This is a genomic window from Leisingera sp. M527 (genome assembly GCF_025141525.1).
Taxonomy (GTDB): domain Bacteria; phylum Pseudomonadota; class Alphaproteobacteria; order Rhodobacterales; family Rhodobacteraceae; genus Leisingera.
On record NZ_CP081037.1, the window covers coordinates 2,633,806 to 2,657,301 of the forward strand.

General features: G+C 63.3%; 17 protein-coding genes. 11 read left to right on the plus strand and 6 right to left on the minus strand.

Annotation, left to right across the window (positions count from 1 at the left end; translation table 11 throughout):
- Window positions 1-59: 59 nt before the first annotated feature.
- Entirely contained in the window at window positions 60-2,207 is a 2,148-nt protein-coding gene (locus tag K3555_RS13175; protein ID WP_260005566.1) for a malate synthase G, read from the minus strand.
- Between the two features lie 224 nt (window positions 2,208-2,431).
- Between K3555_RS13175 and pepN the strand changes: the two genes are divergently transcribed.
- The 3 genes from pepN (at window position 2,432) to K3555_RS13190 (ending at window position 6,903) form a co-directional block, all read left to right on the plus strand.
- Complete coding sequence (pepN, locus tag K3555_RS13180) at window positions 2,432-4,987, plus strand: aminopeptidase N (protein WP_260005567.1); 2,556 nt, start codon at window positions 2,432-2,434, stop codon at window positions 4,985-4,987.
- Window positions 4,980-5,438, plus strand: coding sequence for a hypothetical protein (locus K3555_RS13185; RefSeq protein WP_260005568.1), 459 nt, complete (start codon window positions 4,980-4,982; stop codon window positions 5,436-5,438). Before pepN ends, K3555_RS13185 begins: the two co-directional genes overlap by 8 nt.
- Before the next feature lie 160 nt (window positions 5,439-5,598).
- Window positions 5,599-6,903, plus strand: coding sequence for a hypothetical protein (locus tag K3555_RS13190; RefSeq protein WP_260005569.1), 1,305 nt, complete (start codon window positions 5,599-5,601; stop codon window positions 6,901-6,903).
- Window positions 6,904-6,944: 41 nt separating this feature from the next.
- Here K3555_RS13190 and K3555_RS13195 read toward each other — a convergent pair whose 3' ends face one another.
- On the minus strand, window positions 6,945-9,290 hold the full coding sequence (locus tag K3555_RS13195) for a Tex family protein (protein ID WP_260005570.1): 2,346 nt from the start codon (window positions 9,288-9,290) through the stop codon (window positions 6,945-6,947).
- A gap of 275 nt (window positions 9,291-9,565) precedes the next feature.
- Between K3555_RS13195 and gatB the strand changes: the two genes are divergently transcribed.
- Both gatB and K3555_RS13205 read left to right on the plus strand, forming a co-directional pair.
- Complete coding sequence (gene gatB / locus K3555_RS13200; RefSeq protein ID WP_259985771.1) at window positions 9,566-11,077, plus strand: Asp-tRNA(Asn)/Glu-tRNA(Gln) amidotransferase subunit GatB; 1,512 nt, start codon at window positions 9,566-9,568, stop codon at window positions 11,075-11,077.
- A gap of 218 nt (window positions 11,078-11,295) precedes the next feature.
- Window positions 11,296-11,793, plus strand: a complete 498-nt coding sequence (locus K3555_RS13205) for a DUF4177 domain-containing protein (RefSeq protein ID WP_260005571.1) — start codon at window positions 11,296-11,298, stop codon at window positions 11,791-11,793.
- A 19-nt stretch (window positions 11,794-11,812) separates the two neighbouring features.
- Here K3555_RS13205 and K3555_RS13210 read toward each other — a convergent pair whose 3' ends face one another.
- A complete protein-coding gene (locus K3555_RS13210; RefSeq protein WP_129371454.1) occupies window positions 11,813-12,067 on the minus strand; it encodes a BolA family transcriptional regulator in 255 nt (84 codons plus the stop codon).
- Window positions 12,068-12,175: 108 nt separating this feature from the next.
- Here K3555_RS13210 and K3555_RS13215 point away from each other — a divergent pair, with 108 nt between their 5' ends.
- The 6 genes from K3555_RS13215 (at window position 12,176) to K3555_RS13240 (ending at window position 19,423) form a co-directional block, all read left to right on the plus strand.
- Complete coding sequence (locus K3555_RS13215; RefSeq protein WP_260005572.1) at window positions 12,176-12,799, plus strand: J domain-containing protein; 624 nt, start codon at window positions 12,176-12,178, stop codon at window positions 12,797-12,799.
- A 259-nt stretch (window positions 12,800-13,058) separates the two neighbouring features.
- Complete coding sequence (locus K3555_RS13220; protein ID WP_260005573.1) at window positions 13,059-13,427, plus strand: BLUF domain-containing protein; 369 nt, start codon at window positions 13,059-13,061, stop codon at window positions 13,425-13,427.
- A gap of 391 nt (window positions 13,428-13,818) precedes the next feature.
- Complete coding sequence (cobS, locus tag K3555_RS13225) at window positions 13,819-14,805, plus strand: cobaltochelatase subunit CobS (RefSeq protein WP_129371456.1); 987 nt, start codon at window positions 13,819-13,821, stop codon at window positions 14,803-14,805.
- Between the two features lie 180 nt (window positions 14,806-14,985).
- The gene (gene cobT / locus K3555_RS13230) at window positions 14,986-16,866 is read left to right on the plus strand and encodes a cobaltochelatase subunit CobT (RefSeq protein ID WP_260005574.1); all 1,881 of its coding nucleotides are present in this window, start codon (window positions 14,986-14,988) and stop codon (window positions 16,864-16,866) included.
- Window positions 16,867-17,216: 350 nt separating this feature from the next.
- Window positions 17,217-19,007: an aminopeptidase P family protein gene (locus tag K3555_RS13235; protein WP_260005575.1), complete on the plus strand. Its 1,791-nt coding sequence runs from the start codon at window positions 17,217-17,219 to the stop codon at window positions 19,005-19,007.
- Window positions 19,008-19,081: 74 nt separating this feature from the next.
- The gene (locus K3555_RS13240; RefSeq protein ID WP_260005578.1) at window positions 19,082-19,423 is read left to right on the plus strand and encodes a DUF427 domain-containing protein; all 342 of its coding nucleotides are present in this window, start codon (window positions 19,082-19,084) and stop codon (window positions 19,421-19,423) included.
- Between the two features lie 224 nt (window positions 19,424-19,647).
- Here K3555_RS13240 and K3555_RS13245 read toward each other — a convergent pair whose 3' ends face one another.
- The 3 genes from K3555_RS13245 to recN form a co-directional block, all read right to left on the minus strand.
- Complete coding sequence (locus tag K3555_RS13245) at window positions 19,648-19,839, minus strand: hypothetical protein (protein WP_259985801.1); 192 nt, start codon at window positions 19,837-19,839, stop codon at window positions 19,648-19,650.
- 208 nt (window positions 19,840-20,047) lie between these two features.
- A complete protein-coding gene (locus K3555_RS13250) occupies window positions 20,048-21,730 on the minus strand; it encodes a chloride channel protein (protein ID WP_259994065.1) in 1,683 nt (560 codons plus the stop codon).
- A 103-nt stretch (window positions 21,731-21,833) separates the two neighbouring features.
- Window positions 21,834-23,483, minus strand: coding sequence for a DNA repair protein RecN (gene recN, locus K3555_RS13255; RefSeq protein WP_260005580.1), 1,650 nt, complete (start codon window positions 23,481-23,483; stop codon window positions 21,834-21,836).
- Between the last annotated feature and the right edge of the window lie 13 nt (window positions 23,484-23,496).

Sequence of the window (23,496 nt, forward strand, 5' to 3'; positions counted from 1 at the left end):
GCCCCCTTTGACTACCCACAAAATGCGGGAAACTGTTTAACCCGGTCAGTTTGCCGCGGTCAGCCCGACGCTTCCTGCGCCTTCAGTTCCAGCCGCCGGGCGTGCAGAACAGGCTCGGTATAGCCGGAAGGCTGCACCCGGCCCTTGAACACCAGATCGCAGGCAGCCTGGAAGGCGATGGTGTCGAACCCAGGCGCCATCGCGCGATAGGTGTTGTCGCCGCGGTTCTGCTCATCCACCACTTTGGCCATCTTGCGGAGGGAGCCCATCACCTCGTCCTCAGTGACAACACCATGATGCAGCCAATTGGTGATATGCTGGGCGGAAATCCGGCAGGTGGCGCGGTCCTCCATCAACCCGACATCATTGATGTCCGGCACCTTGGAGCATCCCACCCCCTGATCGACCCAGCGCACCACGTAGCCCAGGATGCCCTGGGCGTTGTTGTCCACCTCTCGCGCGATCTGGCGCGGTGTCCATTTGCGGTAAGTCGCCAACGGGATTTCCAGAATGCCGTCCACATGGGCGCGGCGGCCGCCGGCCATAAGCCGTTGCTGCACCGCGAACACATCCACCTTGTGATAGTGCAGCGCATGCAGGGTCGCGGCGGTCGGACTGGGCACCCAGGCACAGTTGGCGCCGGATTTCGGGTGTTCGATCTTCTGCTCGATCATCGCCGCCATCATGTCGGGCATCGCCCACATGCCTTTGCCGATCTGCGCCTTGCCGCTCAGCCCGCACTCCAGACCGATATCGACGTTCAGATTTTCATAGGCGCCGATCCAGCCCTTGCGCTTGATGAAATCCTTGCGGCTGAACGGCCCCGCCTCCATCGAAGTGTGGATTTCGTCGCCGGTGCGGTCCAGGAAACCGGTGTTGATAAACGCCACCCGGTGCTTGGCCGCACGGATGCATTCCTTGAGGTTCACTGAGGTGCGGCGCTCTTCGTCCATGATACCGATCTTCACGGTGTGGCGCGGCAAGCCCAGAATGTCCTCGACCTTGCCGAAAATGCGGTCGGTAAAGGCAACTTCTTCCGGCCCGTGCATCTTGGGCTTTACCACATAGACCGAGCCATGAGCCGAGTTGCCGCCCTCGCGCTTCAGGTCGTGCTTGGCGATCATCACGGTGATCAGCGCATCAAGCAGCCCCTCATAGGCCTCCTTGCCGTCCTGATCCAGCACCGCCGGGTTGGTCATCAGATGGCCGACATTGCGCACCCACAGCACCGCCCGGCCCTTTACGGACATCGCAGAGCCGTCCGGCGCAGTGAAACCGAAATCCGGGTTCAGACGGCGGATAATACTCTTGCCGCCCTTGTCCAGCTTCGCTTCCAGATCGCCCCGCATCAAGCCCAGCCAATTGGAGTAGGCCTGCACTTTATCCTCGGCATCAACGCAGGCGACCGAGTCCTCACAGTCCATGATCGCCGACATCGCGCTTTCCAGCCGCACATCCGCCAACCCGGCCTGATCCCGCGCGCCAATCGCATGGGCGCGGTCAAAGACCAGCTCAACATGCAGCCCGTTGTTGCGCAGCAGCACGGATTCAGGCGCCTTGGGGTTGCCGCGGTAGCCTGCAAACTTCTCCGGCTGCGCCAGCGGCAGGTCGTCAATCAGCAGCTGGCCGTCCTGCACATAATAGCGGCGCACATCGGCGTGGCTGGTGCCTGCAATCGGAAACGCCTCATCCAGGAACACCCGCGCCCGCGCCACAACCCGCGCACCGCGGCCCTTGTCATAGCCGCCCTTGGGCGCCGGGGTGCCCATCGCATCGGTACCATAAAACCCGTCATACAGGCTGCCCCAGCGAGCGTTGGCTGCATTCAGCGCATACCGTGCGTTGGTGATCGGCACCACCAGCTGCGGCCCCGGCACCGATGCAATCTCGGGATCCACATTCTGCGTTTCAATCTCAAAATCCCCGCCCTCGGGCAGCAGATAGCCGATCTCATTCAGGAACGTCTTATACCCTTCGTGGTCATGGGGCTTGTCCCGGTTGGCAATATGCCAGGCATCGATCTTGGCCTGCATCTCTTCCCGCCTGGCCAGCAGCGCGCGGTTTTCCGGGCCAAACCCGTTCACCAGCTCCGCCAGTCCCGCCCAGAACGCCTCGGCCTCGACCCCGGTGCCCGGCAGCGCCTGCTTTTCGATGAATTCCGCCAGCTCTGGCGCGACCTGAATTCCCTGCTTTTCGACCCGGCTCATGACTTGCTCCTTTGGGCGGTACACCACTGTATGCTGTCTCTTAATTAGGGGAGAAGTTTCCGATCGGCAACAAAACAGCCTACCTCTGAAACCGAACTCAATTTCTTGATTATCAAGAAAGTGCTGCGGATTTTTCCAGTTCGCCCTTCAGGCCCCCCAATCCGCTTGCAGTCACCTGCCTATCCTCTACACCTTAAAAGGACGCAGTGCCGAGGAGAGCGAGAATGGCCAAAGACACGCCCCAAACCTTCTACCTGAAAGATTACACCTCTTTTGGATACGACGTTGAAAGCGTTCACCTGACCTTCCGCCTGTCGCCGGAAACCACCCGGGTTCTCAGCAAAATCCGCTTTGCGCCCAAGCCAGACGCGGCGGACAAGACGTTCTTCCTGCACGGCGAGGAGCTGAAATTGATCTCCGCCAAAATCGACGGCCGGGAAGTGACGCCGGAACTGGTAGATGGCGGTCTGAAATGCGATGTGCCCAGCGCTCCCTTCACTTGGGAGGCTGAGGTGGAAATCAACCCGGCCGGCAATACCGCGCTGGAAGGGCTTTATATGTCGGGCGGCATGTATTGCACCCAATGCGAGGCCCAGGGCTTCCGCAAGATTACCTATTACCCCGACCGCCCCGACGTGATGTCCACCTTCACCGTCCGGATTGAGGGCGATGAGCCGGTGATGCTTTCGAACGGCAACCCCATGGGCGCGGGCGAAAGCTGGGCTGAATGGCACGATCCCTGGCCGAAACCGGCCTATCTGTTTGCGCTGGTTGCGGGCGACCTGGTCAACCACCCCGGCCAATTCACCACCAAATCCGGCAAAGAGGTAGAGCTGAACATCTGGGTCCGTCCCGGCCCTGATGAAGGCAAATGCGCCTTTGGCATGGAAGCACTGAAAAAGTCGATGACATGGGACGAGAACGTCTATGGGCTTGAGTACGACCTGGAGCTGTTCAACATCGTCGCCGTGGACGATTTCAACATGGGTGCGATGGAGAACAAAGGGTTGAACATTTTCAACTCCTCCTGCGTCCTGGCGTCGCCGGAAACCTCCACAGATGCAAATTTCGAACGTATTGAGGCAATTATCGCCCATGAGTATTTCCACAACTGGACCGGGAACCGCATCACCTGCCGCGACTGGTTCCAACTGTGCCTGAAGGAAGGCCTGACCGTTTTCCGTGACGCTCAGTTCACCTCCGACATGCGCTCTGAACCGGTCAAACGGATCGAGGATGTGATTACCCTGCGCGCCCGCCAATTCCCCGAGGATGGCGGCCCCCTGGCCCATCCGCCGCGCCCCGAGGAGTTCCAGGAGATCAACAACTTCTACACTGCCACCGTTTACGAGAAAGGCGCCGAGGTGATCGGCATGCTCAAGCGGCTGGTAGGGGATGAGAACTACTACAGGGCGCTGAAACTCTATTTTGAGCGCCACGACGGCCAGGCCTGCACCATCGAGGACTGGCTGCAGGTGTTTGAGGACGCCACCGGCCGCGACCTGCAGCAATTCAAACTGTGGTACAGTCAGGCAGGCACCCCGCGGGTGAAAGTGTCCGAAGATTACGCCGGCGGCACCTATACCCTGACGTTTGAGCAATCGACGCCGCCGACGCCGGGCCAGCCGGACAAGGCGCCGCGGGTGATCCCGATGGCGGTTGGCCTGTTGTCGCCCAATGGCGACGAGCTGCACGGCACTGAGATGCTGGAGCTGACGGAAGCCAAGCAAAGCTTCACCTTTGACGGCCTCGCCGCCAAACCGGTGCCCTCGATCCTGCGCGAGTTTTCCGCGCCGGTAATCCTGGAGCGTGAGAGCACCACCGCCGAACGCGCTTTCCTGCTGGCCCATGACACCGACCCCTTCAACCGCTGGGAGGCAGGCAACGCGCTGGCCAAGGAGGTCCGCTTGGCGATGGTGTTGGACGGTGCCGCGCCCGATGGCGCCTATCTGGACGCGCTGGAAAAACTGGTACGCGATGACGATCAGGACCCGGCCTTCCGCGCCCTGGTGCTGTCGCCGCCCAGCCAGGCCGACATCGCCCAAACCCTGTTTGAGCGCGGCTATACCCCCGATCCGCAGAAAATCTATGACGCGGCTGAGACCTTTACCCAAACTCTGGCGCAGCAGCTGGAAACCAGCCTGCCCCGGCTTTATGCCGCCACCACGGTCGAAGGCCCTTATGCGCCGGACGCCGATAGCGCCGGGAAACGTGCCCTGAACGGCCGTATCCTGTCGCTGCTCACCCGTCTGGACGGCGGCGAACAGGCCGCGCGCCAATACGCAGCTGCGGACAACATGACCCAGCAATACACTGCCCTCGCCGCGCTGATGAAGGCTGAAAAGGGCGATGCCCAATCCCAGGCCTTCTTTGATCAGTGGCAGGACGACCGGCTGGTGATGGACAAGTGGTTCGCGCTGCAGATCGCCTGCGCGGCGCCACAGAAAACCGCAGCCACCGCAGCCGCCCTGACCAATCATGCGCTGTTCGACATGAAGAACCCCAACCGTTTCCGCGCCGTCTTTGGCGCCTTGGCGGGCAACCACGCGGGCTTTCATCACGCCAGCGGCGAGGCCTATGCCCTGCTGGCAGAGAACCTGATTGCATTGGACAAGCTGAACCCGCAGACCACTGCCCGCATGTGCGCCGCCTTCCAGACCTGGAAACGCTATGACGCCGGCCGCCAGTCGCTGATCCGCGCCCGGATGAGCCGCATTGCCGGCGCGCCGGGTCTCAGCCGGGACACCAATGAGATGATCACCCGGATCCTGGATGCCTGAAACACCGGAAACACGCTCTCCGGCGGCGGATTACAGCTTCTCCCGCCGGGGCCGATCTCCCGCCGCAATACTGGCAACGGGCGGCTGGCTGGCGGCGCTGCTGGTTCTGTGGCTCTTGCTGGATGCGGCCGTTTGGCTGGTGATCCTGCTGGCCCTGCCGGTTATTCCTGCGCTGCTGGACCTGATCCGCAACCCCCTGTCCGGCCTCATGTTTTCTGGAAACCAATTGGAATGGTTCACCGGAGGCCTGACCGGCAAGGCCGAGCTTGGAGAGATCGACCGCGTGCGGTTCGACACCCGGTGGGATTTCTCAGTCCGCGCCACATTGGTCCTGCACAACGGCAAACGCATCCGCCTGCCGCAAGAGGCCACCCCGCCGCACGCAGAAGCGGACGCCGAATTCCAGGCCCGCGGCATCAGGACCGAACGCCATCATTTCACTGCGTTTTGACGGCGCTGGTCTTGAACTTGCGCATCTGCTGCCATTGCCGCTGCTGCCACCCGCGATTGTTCCCATTGAGGCGTTAACTTCCCCAGTGCCGCCATCTTTGCGCCCCAATGCCTGACGACATTGGGAGCAACGATAAGCGGCCACTCATCAGGAAGCGCAAATGCTCACAACCTCTCGACAGGCACGGGACTTTCTGTCCCGCATTTCAGGTCTGGTTTCCGACCGCTCCAAGCCTGCCGCCACTCCTGTTCCTGTTCCTGTTTCGTCCCCGGCCCCGGCCCCGGCCCCGGCAGAGGAATTGCTGAACCGCCGCCTGGAAGACAGCCTGTCGATCCCGGTCAGCCGCGAAAAGGGCGATCCGGATTGCATCCAGGCCCAGGATCGCGGCCAGTTTCTGGCCCGTCAAGAGCGCTGGGAGGAGCTGTCCCGGCAAATCGGTGAAGCGGATCAATCCCGCGCCGCCGCCCGTTGCGGGCTGCCGCTGGCCGACCTCATCGCTTATGGTGCCCGGGCTGATGTTGTGAACGCAACCGAACATGCGCTGACGGAAAACCAGGATGCCTGCAGCCGCACTTTGATCCGCGGCCTGATGGCGTTTGAAGCGTTGCGGGCCGAGAACCGCCACGACCCCTATCTGACAGCGCTGGTCGCCCTTGCCCATATCGACATCGGCTGGGCCTGGCGCGGGACCGATGGGCAAACTGCAGCCCCGCAGGCGAACCAGCGCCGCTGCGCCGCCCATTTCGACCGTGCCGCGGCCTTGCTGGACCCAATTGCAAACGATTGCCAGGACAGCCCGTTCCTGAAGGCCGCACACTGCGCGCTGTTTGCCGGCCGCAATGCCGGGACGCTTCGGGTGGCGGATGAATTCGCCGCGCTGATCGATCTCGCTCCCGGCAACCACCGCCACATGCGCACACTCGGCACCCATATGCTGCCGCGCCGGTCCGGCTCCTATGCGGCCCTCGAACTGGAGGCCCGCCGCACCGCCGCGCGCACTGCTGAAACCTGGGGAGCCGGCGGCTACGCTTGGGTCTATTTCGACGCCATTGCCATCGACGATCAGGCCTGCGCCCGTGTTGACTCCCGGCTCTTCCTCGACGGGCTGAAGGATATCGTCAATGCCAACCCCTCGCAGGAGATGATCAACCTGCTGGCCGCCTATTGCACGGTTTCCCTGCGCAAGGGTCTGGGCCAGACTCTGCAAGCCGACCTGCCGCGGCTGAAGATTGCCGAGGCTGCAAACTGGCTGATCCGCGATCACCTGACGGAACTGCATCCGCTGGTCTGGGCGCATGCCGCCGAAGGCTTTGACAACAGTGCCCGCATCCGCTCTGTCAGCCGCTTTGCCGCCCGTGGCCATGCCGGCGCGCTTGCTGCCATCGCCGGGCAATTCCGCGAAGAGATCGAAGGCGGGCAACACATCGCTTTTACCGGCCGGGGCCTGCAAGTCAGCCCGGCGTAACTGGCCGGCATCAAGGAAAAAGGGGGCCATGGCCCCCTTTACTAAGTTTTCTTGAAGGCATCCATCAGCGCCGCGCCCAGCGCGCCTGTGCCCTGCCCCTTGCCTTGACTGCCCTTGGGGCTGGCAGAGGTTTTGCCTTTTGCGCCAGCAGGCGTGCCACCCCGTCGCGGTCCCGCGCCCTTGGACGGACCGCGCGCGTTGCGGTCCTCCTTGGCCGAAACACCGCCATCCTTGCGCATGGTCAGTCCAATCCGCTTGCGCGGCACATCGACCTCGGTGACCGTCACCTTGACCACCTGACCGGTCTTCACAACCTCATGCGGGTCCTTCACAAAGCGGTCCGCCAACTGGCTGACATGCACCAGCCCGTCCTGATGCACGCCAATGTCCACAAAGGCGCCAAAGGCTGCCACATTTGTCACCGTGCCTTCCAGCACCATACCCGGTTTCAGGTCGGTGATCTGCTCCACCCCGTCCTTGAAGGACGCCGTCACAAAAGAAGGACGCGGGTCGCGGCCCGGCTTCTCCAGCTCCAGCAAAATGTCCCGCACGGTGGGCAGACCAAATCTGTCGCTGACGAAATCCTCTGCCCGCAGCCCTTTCAAAGCGTTCTCATCACCCATGATCTGGCGGATATCGCGCCCGCAGGCCGCAACCACCTTGCGCGCCACATCATAGGCCTCGGGGTGGACCGAGGACGCATCCAGCGGTTCCTTGCCATCCCGGATGCGCAAGAAGCCCGCACATTGCTCAAACGCTTTGGGGCCGAGCCGCGCCACCTTCAGCAACTCCTTGCGGGACATGAACGCCCCATTCAGATCGCGGTGCGCCACAATCGCCTCTGCCAAGCCGGGGCCAAGACCCGAAACATGCGCCAGCAGCGGCGCCGAGGCCATGTTGAGATCTACACCCACCCCGTTCACCACATCCTCGATCACCGCCTCCAGCGATTTCGAAAGTTTGTGCTGGTCCACATCGTGCTGATACTGGCCCACGCCAATACTTTTGGGTTCGATCTTCACCAGCTCCGCCAGCGGATCCTGCAGGCGCCGCGCGATCGACACCGCGCCGCGCAAACTCACATCCAGATCCGGAAATTCCCGCGCTGCCAGTTCCGAGGCCGAATAAACCGAGGCCCCCGCCTCACTGACCACCACCTTGGTCGGCGCCTTTACCTTCGCGGGCAGATGGTTCAGCACCTCCGCCACCATCCGCTCGGTCTCGCGGCTTGCGGTGCCGTTGCCGATGGCGATCAGCTCGACGCCATGCTCGGCGATCAGTTTGACGATGGACACTTGCGCGCCGCGCAGATCATTCTTCGGCTGAAACGGGTACAACGTTTCGGTGGCCACCAGTTTCCCCGTAGCATCAACCACCGCCGCCTTGACGCCGGTGCGGATGCCCGGGTCCAGCCCGAGGGTTGGCCGCGCACCGGCTGGCGCTGCAAACAGCAAATCCTTCAGGTTGCGTGCAAACACCTGAATGGCATCCTCCTGCGCCCGCCCCCGCAGATCGCCCATCAGTTCCAGCATCATCGACAGGCTCAGCTTCACCCGCCAGGTCCAGCCCGCCACCTTGCGCAGCCAGATATCCCCCGGACCGTTGCCGCCCGCGCCCAGCTCCGCGGCGACCATCGCCTCGGCCCTGGCCGCGCCTTCCTCCGGCTCCGGCCCCACATCCAGCGTCAGCACGCCTTCATTTGAGCCGCGCAGCATCGCCAGTGCCCGGTGTGACGGAACATCCGCCCAGCGCTCGGTATGGGCAAAGTAGTCCGAAAACTTGGCGCCTTCCTGCTCCTTGCCTTCGATCACCTTGGCTGTCAGCACCGCCTCCCGCTGCAGGAACTCCCGCAACCGCCCCAGCAAGTGCGCCTTTTCCGTCAGACGCTCTGTCAGAATGTCCCGCGCTCCGTTCAGCGCATCCTTCACCGTTGCCACCGTCTCGGTCACATACCCGCCGGCCAGCTGTTCCGGGTCCGCACTCCGGTCCGCCAGAATAGCATCGGCCAGCGGTTCCAGCCCGTTTTCGCGCGCAATCATTGCCTTGGTGCGCCGCTTGGGCTTGTAGGGCAGATAGATATCCTCCAGCTGCGCCTTGGTCTCTGCCTTGGCGATCGAGGCCGCCAGGCCTTCGGTCAGCTTGTCCTGCCCCTTGATCGAGTCGAAGATCGCCGCCCGCCGCTTTTCCAGCTCGCGCAGATATTCCAGCCGTTCCGCCAAGGTGCGCAGCTGGGTATCATCCAGCCCGCCCGTCGCCTCTTTCCGGTAGCGCGCGACAAAGGGCACCGTTGCGCCCTCGTCCAGCAGCGAAACCGCGGCGTTCACCTGTTTCGATGCGGCGCCGATTTCTGCGGCGATAGTCTGGCTGATGCGGGCGGATGTGTCCAATGGGGCCTCCTGAAATTCTGCTCGGGCATCTTTCTTAGCCGCGCTGGCGGGCACCGCCAAGCGATTGTTTCGCCCCCGGCGAAGGGCCGCGCCCAAACCTGATAGGCTGCGAATGCGCCCTCCCCTTTGCCGGAGGCAAACCTGCGGTTTGACGGGAGGGGCGGGCGCGGCCCGGTCTTTTAGCCCGCGCCAAGTGCCCATTGCCCTCTTGCTCCTTGCCCCGCACAAGCCTAGAACCCTTGCCAACATTGGACATTCGGATACGGCGGAAAACCATGCTCGACCTGACATATGAACTCCCCAAGCCCAAGGTGATCGCGGGCGCCAAGCACGACTGGGAACTGGTCATCGGCATGGAGGTGCACGCCCAGGTCAGCTCCAATTCCAAGCTGTTCTCCGGCGCCTCCACCAAGTTCGGCGCTGAGCCAAACTCCAACGTGGCCTTTGTGGACGCGGCGATGCCCGGCATGCTGCCAGTGATCAACGAATACTGCATTGAACAGGCGGTGCGCACCGGCCTGGGCCTGAAGGCCGGCATCAACCTGTGGTCGGCCTTTGACCGCAAGAATTACTTCTACCCCGACCTGCCGCAGGGCTACCAGATTTCCCAGCTCTACCACCCCATTGTGGGCGAGGGCGAAGTCTTGGTGGAACTGGGCGACGGCACCGCGCGCAACGTGCGGGTTGAGCGCATCCACATGGAACAGGACGCGGGCAAGTCGATCCACGACATGGACCCCAACATGTCCTTTGTCGACCTGAACCGGACCGGTGTCTGCCTGATGGAGATCGTCTCCCGCCCCGACATCCGCGGCCCCGAAGAAGCCGCCGCCTATATCGCCAAGCTGCGCCAGATCATGCAATATCTGGGCACCTGTGACGGCAACATGCAGAACGGCAACCTGCGCGCCGACGTCAACGTATCGGTCTGCCTGCCGGGCCAGTATGAGAAGTACCAGGAAACCCAGGATTTCGACCACCTCGGCACCCGCTGCGAGATCAAGAACATGAACTCCATGCGCTTCATCCAGCAGGCCATCGAGGTCGAGGCGCGCCGCCAGATCGCCATCATCGAGGCAGGTGGCAAAATCGACCAGGAAACCCGGCTCTATGATCCGGACAAGGGCGAAACCCGCTCCATGCGGTCCAAGGAAGAAGCGCATGACTACCGCTATTTCCCCGACCCCGACCTGCTGCCGCTGGAAATCGAGCAGGCCTGGGTGGATGACATCGCCGCCAATCTTCCGGAACTGCCGGACGAGAAAAAGGCACGTTTCATCAAAGACTTCAGCCTGTCGGACTATGACGCGTCGGTACTAACCGCCGAGGTCGAGGCCGCGGCCTACTTTGAAGAGACCGCCAACGGCCGCAATGGCAAGCTGGCTGCCAACTGGGTGATCAACGAACTGTTCGGCCGCCTCAAGAAAGAAGACCACGCCATCAGCGATTCGCCGGTTTCCCCGGCGCAGCTCGGCGGTATCATTGATCTGATTTCCTCGGACGCCATCTCCGGCAAGATCGCCAAGGACCTGTTCGAGATCGTCTACACGACAGGCGGCGACCCGGCGCAGATCGTCGAGGAGCGCGGCATGAAGCAGGTGACCGACACCGGCGCGATTGAAACCGCCCTGGACGAGATCATCGCGGCCAACCCCGCGCAGGTGGAAAAGGCCAAGGTGAACCCGAAACTGGCGGGCTGGTTTGTCGGCCAGGTGATGAAAGCCACTGGCGGCAAAGCCAACCCGGCTGCCGTGAACAAGCTGGTGGCACAGAAACTGGGCGGCTGATCCGTTCCGGACGCAGTTTTTAAATGGGGCGCCGCTGGCGCCCCTTTATTTTTGCCCCGAAGAGGTCTGAACAGAACCCACTGGGCGGCTTCACGACCTTCCGCTAGCGCATCAAAGATTGTGTTCCGGCAGGCCGCCCCACGTCATCAAGCCAATTACCTGTCTTGGCCCGCTCCAAATTGCTTGTTACAAGCCCTCAAGCAGGAAGAGTAAAGCAAATGCAAGCCTACGAATACAAAGTAGTCCCCGCCCCGGCCAAGGGCACCAAGGCGAAAGGGGTCAAGACACCGGAGGCGCGCTTTGCCAATTCGGTCGAGATTCTGCTGAATGAAATGGCTGCCGGCGGCTGGGAATTCCAGCGCGCCGAACTGCTGCCGAGCGAGGAGCGGTCCGGTCTTACAGGCTCCACCACCAACTGGCGCAATGTGATGGTGTTCCGCCGGGCGCTGGCCGCGGACCAGCCGGCAGTATCACCCGCACCAGGCCGCAAGGAACCCGCTGCCCCTTCAGTCGAGTTCCGCCATTCCGAGCCGCACACACCACCGCTCACCGCGGCGGCCGGCGATCCGGAAGCGCCGCCGGAGGCAACCCAGGTGCCCGGTCCGGGCGCCGCCAGGATGCAGTCTGATGACGGTGTCGAGGAACTCAGCCCGGTTGCAGGCATGACAGCCGCGCTGAAGAAACGCGCCGAACAGAAAGGCGACGGGGAGAACTAATCCTCCCGCGCCCTGGTGCCTAGACCCCGATATCCAACGCCAGCGCGTGAATGCGCGGCACGATGCCTCCCAGCGCCTTATGCACCGCGCGGTGCTGCGCCACCCGGTTCATCCCCTCAAACGCTCCGGCGCGGATCATCACCGCAAAATGGCTCTCGCCCGAGCCATCGTCGCCGGCATGGCCTGCATGTTTATGGCTTTCGTTCACCACCTCCAGCGCGCTCGGGGCAAAGGCCGCCTGCAGCGCTGCTTCCATCTCTTTCTTCACGTTCATTTTCCGCTCATCCCCATAATTTTTTCGGCGCGCCCCCTTCTATCTGGCGCACCTTAGACTAAACTGCTGCCTCCGAGTCGAACAGATGCGTCTAGAAGGTGCGCCCCCATGAGCAAGTCCGATCCCTTTGGCTTTGATATGTCCATCCGCTCAGCCAAAAAGAAGAATCCGCGCGGACGCCGGGCCGCCACCGGCGCGTCCGAAACCTCCGTCCGCCAGTGCGACAAGGATGGTTGCGAAGAAGCCGGCAAGTTCCGCGCGCCCAAGGCGCCGGATGTGCTGGATGATTTCTACTGGTTCTGCCAAGAGCACGTGCGCGAATACAACAATGGCTGGAATTTCTTTGAAGGCACCACCGAGGCCGAGCTGAACGCGCAGCAGTCCAAGGACAAGGTCTGGGAGCGCGAGACCAAGCCGATGGGCGACCCCGAGGCCCGCGCCTGGGCCCGTCTCGGCATCGAGGACCCGCATCAGGTGCTGGGCGTCAACGCAACGCAGAACCCGGGCCGGGCTGCCAAGGCGGGCCGCCGCCTGCCGCCCACCGAGCGCCGCGCGATCGAGATCCTGGAAGCCAAGGACGACTGGACCAAGGCCGATATCCGCAAGTCCTATAAGAAGCTGATCAAGGTGCTGCACCCCGACATCAACGGCGGCGACCGCAGCCAGGAAGAGCAGCTGCAAGAAGTCATGTGGGCCTGGGACCAGATCAAGGACAGCAAAAGCTTTAAATAGGCAGCCGGAAAACGGATGCGCAAAGAGCGGCCTGGGGCCGCTCTTTTTTTGCCGAAGGCGGCCCCAAGCCACGGCATGGCAGGCGCCAAGGGTCAGGCAGCTATTCTTTGGGTCAGGCGGCCGCGCTTTTGCGGCCGCCGCAGCGGGGTTTCTATCCTTCTGCAGGCAGGCGGAACGGGCATTTCCCGCGTAAATTGATTTCACCAAATCCGCTCATACCAGCAGCCTCAGCGGCACCCGCCCCAACAGGAGACAGCCAATGCACCGCCTCACACTCACCGCCCGGTTGACCGAAGGTTCCAGCCATCAGCAGATCGCCGAATTCATCAGCCGGAACCGCCCGGCCTTCCGCGATGCCGGCGCCACCGGCATGATGATCCGCAGCGGTGAACAGGTGCATTTCATCCTGGAAGGACCACAAGCCGCCTTGCAGAACACCGTCGGCCAAGCCAAATCCAGCCCGCTGTTCGCGTCTGCCGGCGTCACCAGCACGATGCCAGTCAGCTGCCGCGCTTTCGACAATATCTGCCTGGCCTATGCGAGGCCAGAAAACCTCGGCGACGGGATGCGCCGCGAAATCACCCTGCTGACCGGGCTGGAGTTCACCCCGCAGGCCCTGGCCGCCTGACCCCGTGCACCGGCCGGGCCGCGGCCCCTGTCACAGGAAACCGCCTCAGGGCAGGCTGCTATGGGCGGTCTTTCGCCGAAACGTTAAGATAGACTTTTTATTTCTTTGACGTGTGCTGCCACGACCGGTTACCCAAAAGACGTGCCGGCCGCAGCCTACCCCCCCAAAGCTCAGCAAGAGCCGGCAAAACGCGCCCCCCGCTGCCCGGCTGGGGGCGCTGTGCGTCAGATGGGGCGCTGCCCGCCCGCCCCTTGCCCCCGTCCAGATCCGGAACAATCACAGCCTCAGCTGGTTTCTGGCGTTACTTTCCCTTGCCCTTGCCCGCCAGATCAGGCACCAATCCCGCGAATTGACCCCTGACAGCAGGGATGAGGGATAAGGATCGACTGCGATGACCGACGGCTTTGTGGATATGGATGCGAAACCGACCGAAACAGTTTCGGTGCGCGATGTGTTCGGGATCGACACCGACATGACCGTCAAGGGCTTTGCCGAGACCTCGGACCGGGTGCCGGCAGTGGACCCCACCTACAAGTTTGATCCGGAAACCACGCTGGCGATCCTGGCGGGCTTCAGCCACAACCGCCGGGTGATGATCCAGGGCTACCACGGCACCGGAAAATCGACCCACATCGAACAGGTCGCGGCGCGCCTGAACTGGCCCTCTGTTCGGGTGAACCTCGACAGCCACATCTCCCGGATCGACCTGATCGGCAAGGACGCGATCAAGCTGCGCGACGGCAAACAGGTGACCGAATTCCACGAAGGCATCCTGCCCTGGGCGCTGCGCAACCCGGTTGCGATTGTGTTCGACGAATATGACGCGGGCCGCGCCGACGTGATGTTTGTGATCCAGCGGGTGCTGGAGCATGACGGCAAGCTGACCCTTCTGGACCAGAACGAGATCATCACTCCGAACCCGTTCTTCCGCCTGTTTGCCACCGCCAACACCGTTGGCCTGGGCGACACCACCGGGCTTTATCACGGCACCCAGCAGATCAACCAGGCCCAGATGGACCGCTGGTCGCTGGTCTCGACCCTGAATTATCTGAGCCATGATGCCGAGGCTGCAATCATCCTGTCCAAGGCGCCGCATTACAACACCGCCGAAGGCCGCAAGACCATCAGCCAGATGGTCACCGTTGCCGACCTCACCCGCACCGCCTTCATGAACGGCGATCTGTCGACCGTGATGTCGCCGCGGACCGTGATCAACTGGGCGCAAAACGTCGAGATCTTCCGCAACGTGGGCTATGCCTTCCGGCTGTCGTTCCTGAACAAATGCGACGAGCTGGAGCGCCAGACCGTTGCCGAGTTCTACCAGCGCTGCTTTGACGAAGAGCTGCCGGAAAGCGCCGCCAGCGTTAGCCTGGGGTGACGCTTTTTTTCGTCACAGCAGCCATTTGGGTCGCGCTTGACGCAATCTGGTTGTTTGACAAAACTGGTTGGAAGAAGACTGCTCCGTCAGCTATGACGGACAGTCACCACAGTCATTTGATACGGCTGCGTTGGGAATGCGCCCTTTTGTTCCTGACGGTGTCGATCTGGAGTGCGTTCAATGGCTAAGAAGCCCAACGACAACCCCGCAGATCCGTTCAAGAAGGCCCTGGCCGAAGCAACCAAGGTTATGGCCAACGACCCGGAACTGTCGGTCAGCTACACGGTGGACCCTTCGGGGCTGTCGGGCGATTCCATGCGGCTGCCGCAGGTCTCGCGCCGGATGAGCCGCGAGGAAGTGCTGCTGGCCCGCGGCACTGCCGATGCGCTGGCGCTGCGGCACAAATTCCACGACGACGCCACCCACGCCAAATATACTCCGCAGGGCGAAATGGCCCGCGATCTCTATGAGGCGATGGAAACCGCCCGCTGCGAGGCAATGGGCGCGCGCCACATGCCCGGCACCGCCTCCAACATCGACGTGAAGATCCGCAACGAATCGATCCGCCGCGGCTATGACCAGATGAAATCCTCCTCCGAGGCGCCGCTGGCCGCCTCGGCCGGCTATCTGATCCGCCATCTGGCCACTGGCCGCCCGCTGCCCGAAGGCGCCTCCAACATCATGGAGCTGTGGCGCGGCTTCATTGAATCCCAGGCCGGCGGCACGCTGGAAAACCTGGACGAGACGATTGCCGATCAGGCAGCATTCGCCAAATTGGCGCGGCAGGTGATTTCCGACCTCGGCTATGGCGACCAGCTTGGCGATGACCCGGATGAGCTGGACGACGACGCCAACGACGACGCCGAGGATAACGCCGAAGAACAGGACGATCCGGACAGCTCCGGCCAGGACGACTCTGAGGACGAACAGGCCGACGCCAGCCCCGAGCAATCCCAGGAACAGCAGCAGGACGAGAGCCAGGCCCAGGTCTCGATGGACGAGACGGCGGATGATGAATTCGCCGAGGACACCGAAATGCCCGACGGCGAAGCGCCGCTGGAGCCGCCCGCCCCGCCGCCTGCGTCTGAGGCCGATCCGGACTACAAGGTGTTTCAGGACGCCAATGATGAGGAAATCGCCGCCGAGGACCTGGCGGAGCCTGCCGAACTGGAGCGCCTGCGCGCCTATCTCGACCAGCAGCTGGAGCCGCTGAAGGGCGCGGTGTCCCGCCTTGCCAACAAGCTGCAGCGCCGTCTGCAGGCCCAGCAAAACCGCAGTTGGGAGTTTGACCTGGAGGAAGGCACACTGGATGCCGGCCGCTTGGCCCGTGTTGTCGCCAACCCGACCACGCCGCTCAGCTTCAAGCGCGAAAAAGATACTGAGTTCCGCGATACCGTGGTGACGCTGCTGCTGGACAACTCCGGCTCGATGCGCGGGCGTCCGATCTCGATCGCGGCAATCTGCGCCGATGTGCTGGCGCGTACGCTGGAGCGCTGCAACGTTAAGGTCGAAGTCCTTGGCTTCACCACCCGCGCCTGGAAAGGCGGGCTGGCGCGCGAGGGCTGGCTGAACGAGGGCCGCCCGCAGCAGCCCGGGCGCCTCAACGACCTGCGCCATATCATCTACAAAGGCGCGGATGCGCCGATGCGCCGGACCCGCACCAATCTGGGGCTGATGATGAAAGAGGGCCTGCTGAAGGAAAACATCGACGGCGAGGCGCTGGAATGGGCGCACCGGCGGATGACGGCCCGGCAGGAAGCCCGCAAGATCCTGATGGTGATCTCCGACGGCGCGCCGGTGGACGATTCGACGCTGTCGGTGAACCCGGCGAACTATCTGGAAAAACACCTGCGCGATGTGATCGCAATGGTCGAACGGCGCAAGCAGGTTGAACTGCTGGCGATCGGCATCGGCCATGATGTGACCCGTTACTATGAACGCGCGGTCACGATCACCGACGTCGAGCAGCTGGCCGGCGCGATGACCGAGCAGCTGGCCGCCCTGTTCGACAGCGACCCGCGCGCCCGCGCCCGGGTGATGGGCATCAAACGCGCCGGCTGACCTGCACCGCCACGGCAGGGGCGCCCTCCCGCGCCTTTGGCCTGCATCAAGATGCCGCCAAAAGTTTTGGGCGCGGCCTCGCGCTGACGCGCGCGGCGGCACCGGGTGCACCGCATCCGGTGCTTGGCCCAACGGGGTGAAGGGCATTCCAAAATGCCCTGAGACCGGGCGGGAGCCCTCCGCTTACCCAGTGCCGCGAGGTCTGCAGCAAACCCATGCTGTCAGGCTTGCCAGCAGCAAGGCGATTTGGGACAAGAAGGGGCGCGTGCCCTTGCTCGCGCCCCTTGTTTGCCGCGGCGCCCCAGCCTTTGCACTCCCCGCCGCCCCGCCCATTTGCAGGAGAGATACCCATGTTCCAGACATTCGATGTGACCGCCCGCCCGGAACAGGGCCCGCCCCGGCTGGCGGCCCTGCGCAAGGAGCTGGCAGCCGAAGATCTGGATGGTTTCCTGGTGCCCCGTGCCGACGCCCATCAGGGCGAATATGTTGCGCCCCGCGATGACCGGCTTGCCTGGCTCACCGGTTTTACCGGCTCGGCTGGTTTCTGTGCCGCCCTCACGAACATTGCCGGTGTCTTCATTGACGGCCGTTACCGCACCCAGGTGAAGCGCCAGGTGGCCGCGGATTTCACGCCGGTGCCCTGGCCTGAGGTGCAACTGGCCGGCTGGCTGAAGGCGCAGCTTCCCGAAGGCGGCAAGATCGGGTTTGACCCCTGGTTGCATGCCGCGGGCCAGATCACCGCGCTGACCCAGGACCTGAAGGGCAGCGGCATCACCCTGGCGCAATGCGAAAACCTGGTGGACCGGATCTGGCAGGACCAGCCCGCACCGCCGATGCAGCCTGTGGCCGCGCACCCTCTCGATTACGCAGGCGAAAGCGCTGCTGAGAAATGCACCCGTCTCGCCAAGGACCTGCACGGTGCAGGCCAGGCGGCGGCGGTGATCACCCTGCCCGACAGCATCATGTGGCTGCTGAACATCCGCGGCGCCGATGTGGCCCGCAACCCGGTGGCGCATGGCTTTGCCATCCTGCACAGCGACGCGCGGGTGGATCTGTTCATGGCCGTGGACAAGCTGGCAGGACTGCAGGATCATTTTGACAGCGCCGTCACCCTGCACCCGCCCGAAGCGTTCCTCAAAGCCGCAGCGGCGCTCAACGGCTCCGTCGCCGCAGACGCCGGCACCGTGCCGCAGATCGTGGCGGACGCCTTAGGCAGCCGGATGGTGCCCGCAGGCGATCCCTGCGCCCTGCCCAAAGCGCGCAAAAACGCAGCTGAAATTGCAGGCAGCGCCGCCGCCCATCTGCGCGATGGCGCGGCAATTGTTGAAATGCTGGCCTGGCTCGACGCGCAGCCCCCTGGCACCATCACCGAAATTGACGCGGTGACGAAACTGGAGGCCCTGCGCCGCGAAGACCTAGCTCTGCGCGACATCAGTTTCGAGACCATTGCAGGCACCGGAGAGAACGGCGCGGTGATGCACTACCGGGTGACCGAGGAAACCGACACAAGGCTGGAGGACGGGCATCTATTGGTGCTGGACAGCGGCGGCCAGTATCTCGACGGCACCACCGACATCACCCGCACCATCGCCATCGGCACCCCCGGAGCCGAGGAACGCGACGCCTATACCCGCGTGTTGCAGGGCATGATCGCCATGTCCCGCCTGCGCTGGCCTAAAGGGCTGGCAGGCCGCGATATCGAATGCATCGGCCGGATGCCGCTGTGGCTGGCAGGCCAGGATTTCAACCACGGCCTTGGCCATGGCGTCGGCGCCTACCTCAGCGTGCACGAAGGCCCGCAGCGGCTGGCCCGCACCAGCCACGTGCCGCTGGAACCCGGCATGATCCTGTCAAACGAGCCGGGGTATTACCGCGAAGGCGCCTTTGGCATCCGGATCGAGAACCTTCTGGTGGTTGAACAGGCCCCGGCCCTTGACACCAGCGACGCCGAGCGCGAGATGCTGTGCTGGCGCACGCTCACCTTTGCCCCCATTGACCGGCGGCTGGTGAACACAGCGATGCTGTCAGCCGCCGAGAAAGACTGGCTCGACAGCTATCACCAAGAGGTTTCGGCAAAGACCGGACCGCTGCTCAGCCCCGCCGCAAAGGCGTGGCTTGATGCCGCAACCGCCCCCTTGTGACACTGAGGTGTTACATAGGCTGCTACATAGACTGAACCAACGACGACACGCACGAAGAGAATGGAAAAACACGCATGACCACTATCCGTATCCGCAAGGCCGAAGGCACCTGGACCGTCCGCTCCGGCGGCGCTGTACTGGGAGAAAGCTCCAATGCTTTGGAGCTGACAGAGGGCGATATGGATCCGGTCATCTATTTCCCGCGCGAAGACATCGCCATGGCCTTCCTGGACCGCACCAGCAAGACCGCCCAGTGCCAGCACAAGGGCGAGGCCAGCTATTTTTCGATCGCCAACAAGTCGTCTGTCACCGAAAACGCGGCGTGGAGCTATGAAGACCCAAAGGAAGCGGCGGCTGAAATCAAGGGCTGCCTGGCATTCGTGCTGAGCGATTCTGTCAAGGTTGAACAAGTCTAAGCCGGTTATCCGGGTTGCGGGGCCGTTTCACTGAACGCGCCGCACCCGGGCCGCAGGAGCAGAACGCCCCCTAAAAAATCCCCCACCGGTGCCCTGGCGCCGGTGTTTTACGTTTGCGGGGAACCCGTTCCCGCGGCCAGATGCCCGTTGCAGCAACAGCCGGCCCGGTTTCGCAACAGGAGCCGGAGCCGCTGGGGCAGCTATTGTGCTGCAAACACCGAGGTTCAGGCCAAAACGGCGCGGCTGAGGTTCAGCCTGGCTTCCTCCAGCGCCTCACCTGCGCCAAGAATGTCCGTTTCGCGGGCGCATTGGATCGCATAGTTGATCACTGCTTCCAGCGCTGCCCGTTCGTTTGCCCGTTCGTCTGCCTTGTTGTTCGCACCAGCCTCTTGCGAGCCGATTTCGAAATTGCGCATGATTCCCTACCGTTTGAGTAAGCTAAGCAATAATCCGCTTACAGTGTTGGTTCAGGCGCCATTGCAGGGCAATGGGGTTTTTAACTTTACCTTTACGTGTCACCGATATCGCACAGATTTGGGGACGGAATCTGTGTTTTTCCCCGTAACAGACGAGGGATGCACCGGTCGGGATGCGGTGATCAGAGACACAACAGCCCGGTCCCGCTTATCTGTGCTCCTCCGCTGCGGTTGCAGCCAAGGCACGGTTGTAGGCCTTTAACGCATCTACATGGTACAGCGCGCCGATGATTTCCTCCGTCCCGCCCTCCTCCATCATCACTGGAAGAAAGGCCGCTTCCGCCCGGTCGAACACCGGCATAGCAGCCTCCAGAGACGCGGAGGCGCGGATGCACAGCCCTTCCTCAACCAGCGCCTGGCAGTCCTCCAGCGGCGCACAGCGGCCGTCGCCCATCGGGCGCATCACCGCACCGGCGCGGATCAGTGCCAGCAAATAGGCCTGCGGTCCGGCGGCACAATGAATATTGCGCTTTTCCAGCTGGGTCAGGAAGAAAGAGCGGTCCACCAGCCGCGAGGCCAGTGCGGTGGACATCGACACTGACACCATCACCGCCAGGCCGATTTGCCAGTCGCCGGTCAGCTCAAACACGATCAGGGTGGTTGAAATCGGCGCCCCCAGCACCGCAGCGGCAACAGCGCCCATGCCGGCAAAGGCATAAAGCGTGTGGGTGCCCGACACATCCGGCAGCACCGCAGTTGCGATCAGGCCAAAGGCCAGCCCGGTCAGCGCGCCGATCATCAGCGACGGCGAAAACACTCCGCCGCCCATACGCCCGCCCATGGTGATCGCCACGGCGGCGGTTTTGACTGCGGTGAAAATCACCGCCTGCCCCAGCAGCAGCCCGCCGGTCAGCGCCAGCACGGTGGTTTCATAACCGACACCGATGATATGCGGATACCAGACAGCGATCACCCCCAGCATCGCGCCCGAGACCGCAGGCCGCAGCCAGCGCGGCAGATGCAGCCGCTCTTGCACAGTGTTGCCCACTTTGTCGGCAAAGAAGATCGCCCTCATCAGCGCCACCGCCACCAGGCCGCAGATCAGGCCAAGGATCAGAAAGGCCGGCAGCTCCACATAGAACTGCAGCGCACCGGGGGTGTTCAGGGTGAATTCGGTGACATCGCCGTATTCCAGACGGTTGATCACTGTTCCGGCGACCGAGGCCACGACAATCGGCGCAAAGGCGTTGACCGAGAAATGCCGCAGCACCACCTCCATCGCAAACAGCGCACCAGCAATCGGCGCGTTGAAACTGGCCGAAACACCCGCCGCCACAGCGCAGCCGAGCAAATCGCGCCCGGTAATGCCATCAGCGTTGATCCGGTTGCTGACCCAGGTGGAGATCACCCCCGCCATATGCACCACCGGCCCTTCCCGGCCCGTGGATCCGCCAGTGGACAGCGTAATGAAAGACGCCAGCGCCGAGGCCAGCCCCTCTTTGTGCTCGACCCTGCCGTCATGCAGTGCGGCGCCTTCGATCACATCCGCAACCGAGCGCACCCGCCCGTCCGGCGTAAAACGGTCCAGGATCAGGCCGACCACCAGCCCGCCGCCGGCGGCAATGGCGACCAGCGCATACCAGGGAAGCTCTTGCGCATGGGAATGCAGATAATCAAGATCCGGTGCGCCATAGACCCAGGCCTGCAATGCCGAGATCCCCTTGCGGAAGAACAGCGCGGCAAAACCGGCAGCGACGCCGATCAGCAGGGCGATCAGCCAGAACTGGAACTGGCTGGGGCCGCGATGGCGCAGCACCCGCCAGATGTCTTTCAGGCCAGCCAGCCATTGCAGGAAAACTGCGGAAAGCGATGAACGGATTTCTTCTACCATAACCTGTCAGCGGGTCTTTTCTTATTTAATAGCCTACAACTGTCATAAGCCAGTTAAAGAACCCTCACCCGCAACAGTTTTCCGGCCGCAGTAATCCGGCTGGTCACCCGGCCAGCAATGCGCGGGCGGCAGCACGGGCTTCTTCGGTGATAGTATCACCCGACACCATGCGGGCAAGCTCATCCACCCGCGCAGTATCGGCCAGCGGCACCACCTGCGACAGGGTCATGCCGTCCACCACCTGTTTGCGCACCTGCCAGTGATGGCCGCCGAGCGCCGCCACCTGCGGCGAATGGGTCACCACCAGCACCTGGCCGCTGGCCGCCAGGCTGCGCAGGCGGCGGCCCACGGCATCCGCAGTCGCACCGCCGACACCGCGGTCGATTTCATCGAAAATCAAGGTCTTGCTGACATCCTCGCCGCGCAGGCAGACCTTCAAGGCCAGCAAAAACCGGCTGAGTTCCCCGCCCGAGGCGATCTTGTTCAAGGCCCCTGCCGGGGCGCCTGGATTGGTGGCAACGGTAAAGGCCACCGCGTCAATGCCCTCGGGCCCCGGTGCGCAGCTGGAAATGCGGGTTTCAAACACCGCCCGTTCCATCTTGAGCGGCGCCAGTTCCGCCATCACCGCCTGATCCAGCGCCGCAGCGCTTTCCCGGCGGGCTGCACTCAGCTGTTCTGCGGCTTGGGTATAGGCGACCTCGGCGGCCTTCAATGCGGCCTCCTGATCGGCCAGATCCTGATCGCCGGCATCCAGTGCCGCCAGCTTGCTGCGCAAGGTTTCGGCATAGCCTGCCAGCTCATCCGCCTGCACATCGTGCTTGCGCGCCAGGCCGCGAATGGCAAAAAGCCGTTCTTCGCAGTCTTCCAGCTCACCCGGATTGAATTCCAGATAGCCCAGCACCCGCTCAACCCCGTCCTGGGCATCGCCCAGCTCGATCATCGCGCGGCTAAGGGCCGCCAGCGGTTCCTCCAGCCCGGTATCGCTTTCCTGGCTGGCAACACCCTCAAGCCAGCGCTGTGCTTCACCCATGGCCCCCTCGGCACCGTCGCTCAGCAGGGAATGGGCGCGGGTGATGTCACCGCGGATGCGCTCTGCCGCCTGCATCTGGCGGCGGCGGGTATCCAATGCATCGTCTTCGCCCGGTTGCGGGTCCAGCTTGTCCAGTTCGCCCACCGCATGGCGCAGGAACTCCTCCTCGGCCCGCACCGCATCCAGTGCCGCCCGCGTGGCCCCGACGGTCTTGCGCGCCTTGGCCGCGCCGGTCCAGGCCGCCCGCACCGAGGCCAGCAGCCCCTGCACATTGGCATATTGATCCAGCAGCGCCATATGCCCGCGCGGGTTCAAAAGCCCCCGGTCGTCGTGCTGGCCGTGCAGCTCCACCAGGGTTTCCGACAGCGCCCGCAGCACCTCGCCCGAGCAGCGCCGGTCGTTGACCCAAGCGGTCTTGCGCCCCTCCGCCGTGTTCACCCGGCGCAGGATCAGCGTCTCGCCGCCCGGCAGGCCGGCCTCTTCCAGAATGGCATGCGCCGGGTGGCCCTTGGCCAAGTCGAACTCGGCCAGAACCTCGCCTTGCGCGGCGCCCTGGCGCACCAGCTCGGCCCGGCCCCGCCAGCCCAGCACAAACCCCAGACTGTCCAGAAGAATGGATTTGCCGGCGCCGGTCTCGCCGGTCAGCACATTGAGACCGGGCTGAAAATTCAGCTCCAGATGATCAATGATCAGGATATCCCGGATATCAAGCGCGCGCAGCATAGCCCCGCCTCCG

Bases quoted from the DNA above. Each gene is read 5' to 3' on its own strand.
- K3555_RS13175 (WP_260005566.1), bottom strand. From the start codon at position 2,207: ATGAGCCGGGTCGAAAAGCAGGGAATTCAGGTCGCGCCAGAGCTGGCG.
- pepN (WP_260005567.1), top strand. From the start codon at position 2,432: ATGGCCAAAGACACGCCCCAAACCTTCTACCTGAAAGATTACACCTCT.
- K3555_RS13185 (WP_260005568.1), top strand. From the start codon at position 4,980: ATGCCTGAAACACCGGAAACACGCTCTCCGGCGGCGGATTACAGCTTC.
- K3555_RS13190 (WP_260005569.1), top strand. From the start codon at position 5,599: ATGCTCACAACCTCTCGACAGGCACGGGACTTTCTGTCCCGCATTTCA.
- gatB (WP_259985771.1), top strand. From the start codon at position 9,566: ATGCTCGACCTGACATATGAACTCCCCAAGCCCAAGGTGATCGCGGGC.
- K3555_RS13205 (WP_260005571.1), top strand. From the start codon at position 11,296: ATGCAAGCCTACGAATACAAAGTAGTCCCCGCCCCGGCCAAGGGCACC.
- K3555_RS13210 (WP_129371454.1), bottom strand. From the start codon at position 12,067: ATGAACGTGAAGAAAGAGATGGAAGCAGCGCTGCAGGCGGCCTTTGCC.
- K3555_RS13215 (WP_260005572.1), top strand. From the start codon at position 12,176: ATGAGCAAGTCCGATCCCTTTGGCTTTGATATGTCCATCCGCTCAGCC.
- K3555_RS13220 (WP_260005573.1), top strand. From the start codon at position 13,059: ATGCACCGCCTCACACTCACCGCCCGGTTGACCGAAGGTTCCAGCCAT.
- cobS (WP_129371456.1), top strand. From the start codon at position 13,819: ATGACCGACGGCTTTGTGGATATGGATGCGAAACCGACCGAAACAGTT.
- cobT (WP_260005574.1), top strand. From the start codon at position 14,986: ATGGCTAAGAAGCCCAACGACAACCCCGCAGATCCGTTCAAGAAGGCC.
- K3555_RS13235 (WP_260005575.1), top strand. From the start codon at position 17,217: ATGTTCCAGACATTCGATGTGACCGCCCGCCCGGAACAGGGCCCGCCC.
- K3555_RS13240 (WP_260005578.1), top strand. From the start codon at position 19,082: ATGACCACTATCCGTATCCGCAAGGCCGAAGGCACCTGGACCGTCCGC.
- K3555_RS13245 (WP_259985801.1), bottom strand. From the start codon at position 19,839: ATGCGCAATTTCGAAATCGGCTCGCAAGAGGCTGGTGCGAACAACAAG.
- K3555_RS13250 (WP_259994065.1), bottom strand. From the start codon at position 21,730: ATGGTAGAAGAAATCCGTTCATCGCTTTCCGCAGTTTTCCTGCAATGG.
- recN (WP_260005580.1), bottom strand. From the start codon at position 23,483: ATGCTGCGCGCGCTTGATATCCGGGATATCCTGATCATTGATCATCTG.